This window comes from Arthrobacter sp. Hb9-2 (assembly GCF_059091165.1).
In genome coordinates this window covers 34,924-41,462 of sequence record NZ_JBNHGJ010000039.1, presented here as the reverse complement: position 1 = coordinate 41,462, position 6,539 = coordinate 34,924, and the positions used below count along the sequence as shown (strand labels likewise).

At 65.6% G+C, this 6,539-nt stretch carries 7 protein-coding genes; 2 read left to right on the top strand and 5 right to left on the bottom strand.

Annotation, left to right across the window (positions count from 1 at the left end):
- The 3 genes from AC5RV1_RS18360 to AC5RV1_RS18350 form a co-directional block, all read right to left on the bottom strand.
- Positions 1–196: nitrilase-related carbon-nitrogen hydrolase (locus AC5RV1_RS18360; protein ID WP_493995548.1), on the bottom strand; the 196-nt coding region annotated here is incomplete at its 3' end.
- A 48-nt stretch (positions 197–244) separates the two neighbouring features.
- Entirely contained in the window at positions 245–1,594 is a 1,350-nt protein-coding gene (locus AC5RV1_RS18355; RefSeq protein WP_493995547.1) for an APC family permease, read from the bottom strand.
- A 9-nt stretch (positions 1,595–1,603) separates the two neighbouring features.
- The gene (locus AC5RV1_RS18350) at positions 1,604–2,482 is read right to left on the bottom strand and encodes a carbon-nitrogen hydrolase family protein (protein ID WP_493995546.1); all 879 of its coding nucleotides are present in this window, start codon (positions 2,480–2,482) and stop codon (positions 1,604–1,606) included.
- A gap of 94 nt (positions 2,483–2,576) precedes the next feature.
- Between AC5RV1_RS18350 and AC5RV1_RS18345 the strand changes: the two genes are divergently transcribed.
- The gene (locus AC5RV1_RS18345) at positions 2,577–3,326 is read left to right on the top strand and encodes a FadR/GntR family transcriptional regulator (RefSeq protein WP_493995545.1); all 750 of its coding nucleotides are present in this window, start codon (positions 2,577–2,579) and stop codon (positions 3,324–3,326) included.
- Positions 3,327–3,557: 231 nt separating this feature from the next.
- On the top strand, positions 3,558–3,752 hold the full coding sequence (locus tag AC5RV1_RS18340) for a hypothetical protein (RefSeq protein ID WP_493995544.1): 195 nt from the start codon (positions 3,558–3,560) through the stop codon (positions 3,750–3,752).
- Between the two features lie 210 nt (positions 3,753–3,962).
- Here the strand turns inward: AC5RV1_RS18340 and AC5RV1_RS18335 are convergent, their stop codons facing one another.
- Entirely contained in the window at positions 3,963–5,375 is a 1,413-nt protein-coding gene (locus AC5RV1_RS18335; protein ID WP_493995543.1) for an amino acid permease, read from the bottom strand.
- A gap of 54 nt (positions 5,376–5,429) precedes the next feature.
- Positions 5,430–6,527, bottom strand: a complete 1,098-nt coding sequence (gene hisC / locus AC5RV1_RS18330; protein ID WP_493995542.1) for a histidinol-phosphate transaminase — start codon at positions 6,525–6,527, stop codon at positions 5,430–5,432.
- Positions 6,528–6,539: the final 12 nt, after the last annotated feature.

Sequence of the window (6,539 nt, the reverse complement as noted above, 5' to 3'; positions counted from 1 at the left end):
GGCAGACGGGCCCGTCCAGCGGCTCGGCCACCGCCTGGAACGTCGCGTCCACTTTCTTTTTCTCGTAGGTGGCGTACTCCGGGAAGGCGACCAGCGCGGCGCCGTCGCGCGCCGCCTCGGCGGCGGACCGGTCGATCGCGGCGAGGTTGGCCCGGATGTCGGCGCCCGACGCCAGCTGCCCAAGCGCAATCCTCACAGCTGTTCCTTCCCTCGGCCCAACAGCCGGGACCAAACTAACCAAAAATCAGGCGGCTGCCTCCACCGTCGCCTTCTCCGTGGCCGTCATCTCCGGCGGCGAGGCCTTGAACCCGCGGGTGATCAGGGCCAGGACCACCACGCCCAGCACCAGCCAGGACACACCCAGCGTAATGGCGTTGCTGTCCAGCCGGGAGAGCAGGTAGGCGCAGATGACCGCGCCGATCACCGGGACCACCACGTAGGACACCGGGTTCAGCTGCTGCCCGGCCCGGCGCTGGCGCACATAGTGGAACACCACCGCGGCGTTCACCAGCGTGAAGGCGGTGAAGGCACCAAAGTTGATGAACGACGTCGACGTGGCCACGTCCAGGAAGATCGCGATCAGGCCCACGATGCCCGTGATCACCAGGTTCGCCACCGGCGTGTGGAACTTCTCGCTGAGCCGGCCGAAGACCGCCTTGGGCAGGACAGAGTCGCGGCCCATAGCGTACAGCAGCCGGGAGGCGCTGGCCTGGGCGGCGAGGCCGGAGGCGAACTGCGCCACCACCAGGCCGGCCAGGAACACGGCGCCGAACAGCTGCCCGCCGATCTGCAGGGCGATGGAGCTGGCCGCGGAGGCCGAGTCCTCAAACACGCCCCCGGGGTGGACCAGCTGGGTCACATAGGACACCGCCACGAAGATGCCCCCGCCGATCAGGGCCACCAGCATGATGGCGCGAGGCACGGTCCGGCGCGGGTTGACGGTTTCCTCGGTGAGGGTGGTAACGGCGTCGAACCCCAGGAACGAGTACGCGGCGATGGCCGCGCCGGCCGAGACGGTGGCGAAGCTGGCCGTGTCGTTGAAGAACGGCTGCCCGCTGGCCAGTCCCCCTGCGCCGTTGGCGGACACCACGCTGCCGATGGCCAGCGCCACAAAGAACACGAGGACCAGCAGCTGGAACGCCATCAACACGTAGTTGGCCTTGTCCGCCACCTTGATGCCCAGGATGTTCAGCAGCGTGGTGATGACGATGAAGCCCACGATCCAGACGCCGATGGGGACGCCGGGGAACTGGGCGCTCAGGTAGGAGCCGCCGATGAGCCAGATGACCATGGGCAGGAAGAGGTAGTCGAGCAGGACGGCCCAGCCCACCAGGAACCCGACCCTGGCATCGATGGAGCGGCGGACGTACGTGTAGGCGGAACCGGCCACGGGGTGGGCGATGGCCATCCGCCCGTAGCTGTGCGCGGTGAACAGCATGGCCACGAGCGCCACGAGGTACGCGGCGGGCGCGGCGCCGCCGGTGGTTTCGGCGATGATGCCGAAGATCCCCAGGACGATGATCGGGGTCAGGTACGCCAGCCCGAACAGGACCAGCGAGGGCAGCTTCAGCGTGCGGGTGAGGGTGGTTGTCACGGTGTTTCCTTACGGCTTGTAGGACGGCGGTGTCCAGGTGGCCGGATTGATCCGGCCTTGGTAGACGGAAAGTTCGACGGCGGGCTCCCCCTCGCGGAACTGCGACCAGGGACGGTTGAGGTTCTCCGTGCCGTGCGTGCGGACGCGCTCGACGGCGGCCAGGTCCAGTTCCGCGGTGAGCAGCTGCGGCTGATCATCCGGGGCCTCGGCGAGGGTGTTGCCCTCCGGGTCCACGATGATGCTCTTGCCCTGGCCGGTGGGGCCGGCGCAGTTCACGCTGACCATAAAGACCTGGTTCACGATGGCGTTGGCCTTGGCGAGGATCAGTTCCTGTTTGCGGTCCGGGGTGGTGGTTTTGACGACGTTGAGGATGACGTCGGCGCCCATCCAGGCGAGCTGGCGGGACACCTCCGGGTACCAGGCGTCGTAGCAGATGTTCAGGCCCACCCTGCCGATGCCGGGCAGGTCCACGGTGGTGAACTTGTCGCCTGGGACATAGGGCTCGAACGGGCGCCAGGGGAAGATCTTCCGGTAGTAGCCGGCGAGCTCCCCTTCGGGGGACAGGACCAGTTGGGTGTTGAACAGCTGTCCCTCCGGGCCGCGTTCGCAGACGCTGCCGGGGACCAGCCAGATGTTCAGGTCCTTTGCCAGCTGCTTGAGCTCTTTGACTCTTGGACCGTCCAGGGGCTCCGCACTTGCCCGGAGCATTTCGGTGCGCTGCAGGTCGGGGTTTTCATCGCCGAAGAGGTGCAGCTCGGGGAAGACGACCAGCTTGCTGTGGGGCTGGGCTTCGAGGGCTTTCTTGACCTCGTCCGCGAAGGCCGAGACGGGTTCGCCGATTAGCCTTGGCCGGGCCTGGGCAGCGATGAGGGGAAGGATGCGTTGCATGGGTAATCTCCGCGATTGGGTGTGATCCGGGTTATATTAGATCAGAATGAACCAATAAAGGAAAGGGGCCGAGGTGGGCCGTAAGGTAGCGGATATGACCCGTCAGTTGGAGGACAGCGCCGAGCCCGCCCGCCTTGGTACCGGCAGGATGCCCGGCATGGAGCGACGCAGTGCGATGGACGCGGTGCGGATGCGGATCGGGATGGCGATTTCGCTGGGGCTGCTGAAGCCGGGCGAACGGCTGCCGGACCAGGAGGACGTGGCCCTTGGTCTATCGGTCAGCCCGATTACCGCCCGCCGTGCACTCGCGAGTCTGGCGGAGCAGGGTGTGGTGGTGCGTCGGCGCGGGCGGGCCGGCGGAACGTTTGTAGCGGACGCGCCGCCTACTGAAGTTTTGGCCTCACTCTCGGCGTCGCCGGCCGAGTCCCAGGCGGTGAACCGGCTTGTGGATCGGCGGCTTTTGTTCGAGTGCGCTGTGACGCACTACGCGGCGGTCAACGCCACAGCTGAGCAGCTGGACGAGCTGGAGCGGCTGACCCGTGAGATGGCCGAAGCGAGCGACTGGTCCTACTACCACCGGATGGACGAGCAGTTCCATCAACTGATAGGTACTGCTTCATGTCTGGACTCGGCCGTCGAGGTTTATCACGAGACCCTCGCCGAGCTCTACGACTACTTCATCCCCTACCCCATCGAGAAGCTGCACAAATCCAACCACGACCACGTCGCGCTTGTGGCAGCCCTGCGCGCCGGCCGGGTTGAGGAGGCCGTGGAGGTCTCGCGAAAACACGTGGACATCCTGCACCGGACGATGTTCATGGGGCTTACCGGTGGCGGTAGCTAAGGGCTAGAGAAGTGGAGGAGCTCTCTCGAGTCCATGGCTGTACGCGGCACGGACGTCACCGCAGCCGGGGTAGGTCGTTTGCAGGTGAACGATCACGCAAGCATCTCCAAGTAGGCACAGGAAGACGTTATCAATGGTATTTACGGGTGCAGAGATTGAGGTTAGCGCGCCACAGGTCATGGCCTAAGGAATTCCGCCCTAGCCCATTTGCTGCATGATAGCGTCAGGAATATGACCTTCAACTACAGATTTATGAGCGGCCCTAATCACGGTGAAGAATTTCTTTCCCAAGTGAAAGTACTTTCCATCTCATTAGATGGCGGGAAGTACCTGCCAGGCGGTGACGTACACATCGAGGATACTGCTGCCGATGGGCCGCACATCAACGAGGACATCAAGCTGCTTGAATGGCAACCTGGAAACTAAGTCTTAGACAGAGGACAGTGGGGACGAGCCGGAGACGAAGGCGTCGCTGCGCAGCAAGCAAGCTGGGCTCGTAGTCAGCGGTAGAACTATCAGTTTCGGGCTCCGGAAGACATTCCCGCACGCATCGTTGTCAGAACAACGAAAGGCGCCCGGTCGTCAGGCCGGGCGCCCTTCGTTGCCTAAACTTTCAAGTGGTTCAGGGCACTTGATTCAGTCGACAAGCACTGGCGGCTTGGCAGGGTCAGACGTTTCGACGGCGGGCGAAACCTTCCGCGACCGGTGATTCAGCCAGTTCGCCACCGCCAGGAGCGCCACGAGTCCGAAAGTGCTCAGGAGCTGGGGACGGGAATCCTCGCCGATGAAGCCCACCGTGAAGATCGCCGCAAGGATGAGCAGGCCAAAGCCCGTGAGCCACGGGAAGCCGGGCATCCGCAGCGGAAGCTCCGTTCCCTCGCGGTCGGCACGGAGGCGCAGCGCGAGCTGGGCCAGGAGCGCTGACGTCCACACCAGCAGACAGGTCGAACCCACGATGTTCAGCAGGACGCCAAGGACCATCTCAGGGAATGCCAGCTCCAGCACGACCGTGACAACGCCAAAGGCGACGCTCGCCAGGACTGCGACCACCGGGACACGCGCCTTGGACACGGAAGCGAGCAGCCGGGGTGCTTCGCCCCGCTCGGCGAGGGAGTACGCCATCCGGGAGGCACCGTAGAGGTTGGCGTTGAGGGCGGAGAGCAGTGCTGCGACGGCTACCAGCGTGATCGCGGTGGCTGCACCGGGCATGCCGGCGGCTTCCAACACCGCGGCGAAGGGGCTCTTCAGCCCCTCAGAACCGACGGGAACCACAGCCGCGATGATGAAGATGGCACCGATGTAGAACACCAGGATGCGCCACAGCACCGTGCGGACTGCCTTCTTCACGCTCCGGGCCGGCTCAGCGGTCTCAGCTGCCGCCACGGACACAATCTCGGTGCCGCCGAACGCAAACGCCACAACAAACAGCGCCGTGGCAATGCCGGCGAAACCACTGGGCGCGAAGCCGTCACCCGTGAAGTTAGACAGGCCCGGCGACTGGACGCCCGGCAGCCAGCCGAACAGCAGGGCAGCGCCCACAGCCAGGAACGCGACGATTGCTGCCACTTTCAGCAGCGCGAACCAGAACTCGAACTCACCGAAGTTCTTCACACTGGTCAGGTTCACGGCGGTGAGCACCACAATGAAAACGAAGGCCATCAGCCACACCGGCAGCGCCGGGAAGATCGTCGCCAGCAGGCCAGCCGCCCCGAGCGCTTCGGCTGCGATGACCACCACGAGTTGGATCCACCAGAGCCAGCCCACCGTGGCACCGGCCACCGGCCCGTAGGCCTTGGCGGTGTAGACAGAGAACGCGCCGCTGTCCGGGTTGGCGGCGGCCATCTCGCCGAGGGCCCACATCACCAGGATGATGAGGGTGCCGGCCACGAGGTAGGAAATCAGCACCGCCGGGCCGGCAGCCTGGATGCCCGCGCCGGAGCCGATGAACAGGCCGGCGCCGATGGCGCTTCCGAGGCCCATCATGGTGAGCTGGCGTGGTTTGAGGGCCGCGCCGAGGGCGCGGTCAGACGTCTTTGTCTGTTGTTCCATGGGGGATTCCTCTAGTTAGTAGGTGGAACGGAGTAGTAAGGGATCAGAGAATGGTCAGACCGCGTGGGCTGCGAGGAGCCGGAGCACGCGATTGTTGGCGGCGGCGTCGGCAACGGTGATCCGCACGCCGTCGCCCTGGTACGCCCGCACCAGGATGCCCGCGCCGTCGAACGCCTCGACGAGCCTCGCCCGGAGCTCGTCATCCGCACGGATCCACAGGAAATTGCCCTGGCTTGGCTGGAGTTTCCAGCCCTGGGATGCCAACTGCGCAGCCATCCGTGCACGCTCCTGCTTCACGACGGCGACCCGCGCCTCCATCTCCTCCCCCGCGTCAAGCGAAGCGATGGCTGCCTTCTGCGCCAGTGCGCTCACCGAGAAGGGCAAGGCGGTCCGGCGCAGCCCCTCAGCAATGGCCGGTGCCGCCACGGCGTACCCCACGCGCAGGCCGGCGAGCCCGTAGGCCTTCGAAAAGGTCCGCAGGATGCAGACGTTCGGGTACTCACGGTAGAGCTCCAAGGAATCGGGCCCGCTGCCCGCTTCGGCATATTCCACGTAGGCCTCGTCGATCACCACGAGGATGTCAGAGCGGACGGCGCGCAGGAAAGCCTCGATGCGTTCGTGGCTGATCGGCACGCCGGTCGGGTTGTTGGGGGTGCAGAGCAGGATGACCTTCGTACGTTCAGTGACGGCGGCGGCCATGGCATCGAGGTCGTGGCCCTCAAGGTGGTCCAGCGGGATGCGGACCGGCCGGGCGCCTGCCAGCTCAACCAGGATGGGGTACGCCTCGAAGGAGCGCCACGCGAAGATCACTTCATCCCCGGCGTCGCACAGGCCGGTGATGATCTGCTGGAGGACGCCCACGCTGCCCGGCCCCACCGCGACCTCTTCGGCGGTGACGCCCAGATGCAGGGCGAGCCGTTCGCGGAGTTCGACGGCGGCGCTGTCCGGGTAGCGGTTCATCTTGCCAGCAGCTTCGGCCACCGCAGCGGCGGCAGCGGGCAGGGGCTCGTAGTGGCTTTCGTTGCTGGCGAGGGCTGCGATGTCCACGCCAGCACCGCGCCTGCCCGGGACGTAGGACGGAAGGCCTGTCACGGCGCGGCGAAGGGTGGGCAGCGCTGTGTCCGGCCTCGTCAGGAGTTGTTCAGGGGTCATGGGCACCGATCA

What these genes read in the sequence shown, in the direction of transcription:
- hisC (WP_493995542.1), bottom strand. Translation starts at nt 6,527, where the DNA reads ATGACCCCTGAACAACTCCTGACGAGGCCGGACACAGCGCTGCCCACC.
- AC5RV1_RS18350 (WP_493995546.1), bottom strand. Translation starts at nt 2,482, where the DNA reads ATGCAACGCATCCTTCCCCTCATCGCTGCCCAGGCCCGGCCAAGGCTA.
- AC5RV1_RS18345 (WP_493995545.1), top strand. Translation starts at nt 2,577, where the DNA reads ATGACCCGTCAGTTGGAGGACAGCGCCGAGCCCGCCCGCCTTGGTACC.
- AC5RV1_RS18335 (WP_493995543.1), bottom strand. Translation starts at nt 5,375, where the DNA reads ATGGAACAACAGACAAAGACGTCTGACCGCGCCCTCGGCGCGGCCCTC.
- AC5RV1_RS18340 (WP_493995544.1), top strand. Translation starts at nt 3,558, where the DNA reads ATGACCTTCAACTACAGATTTATGAGCGGCCCTAATCACGGTGAAGAA.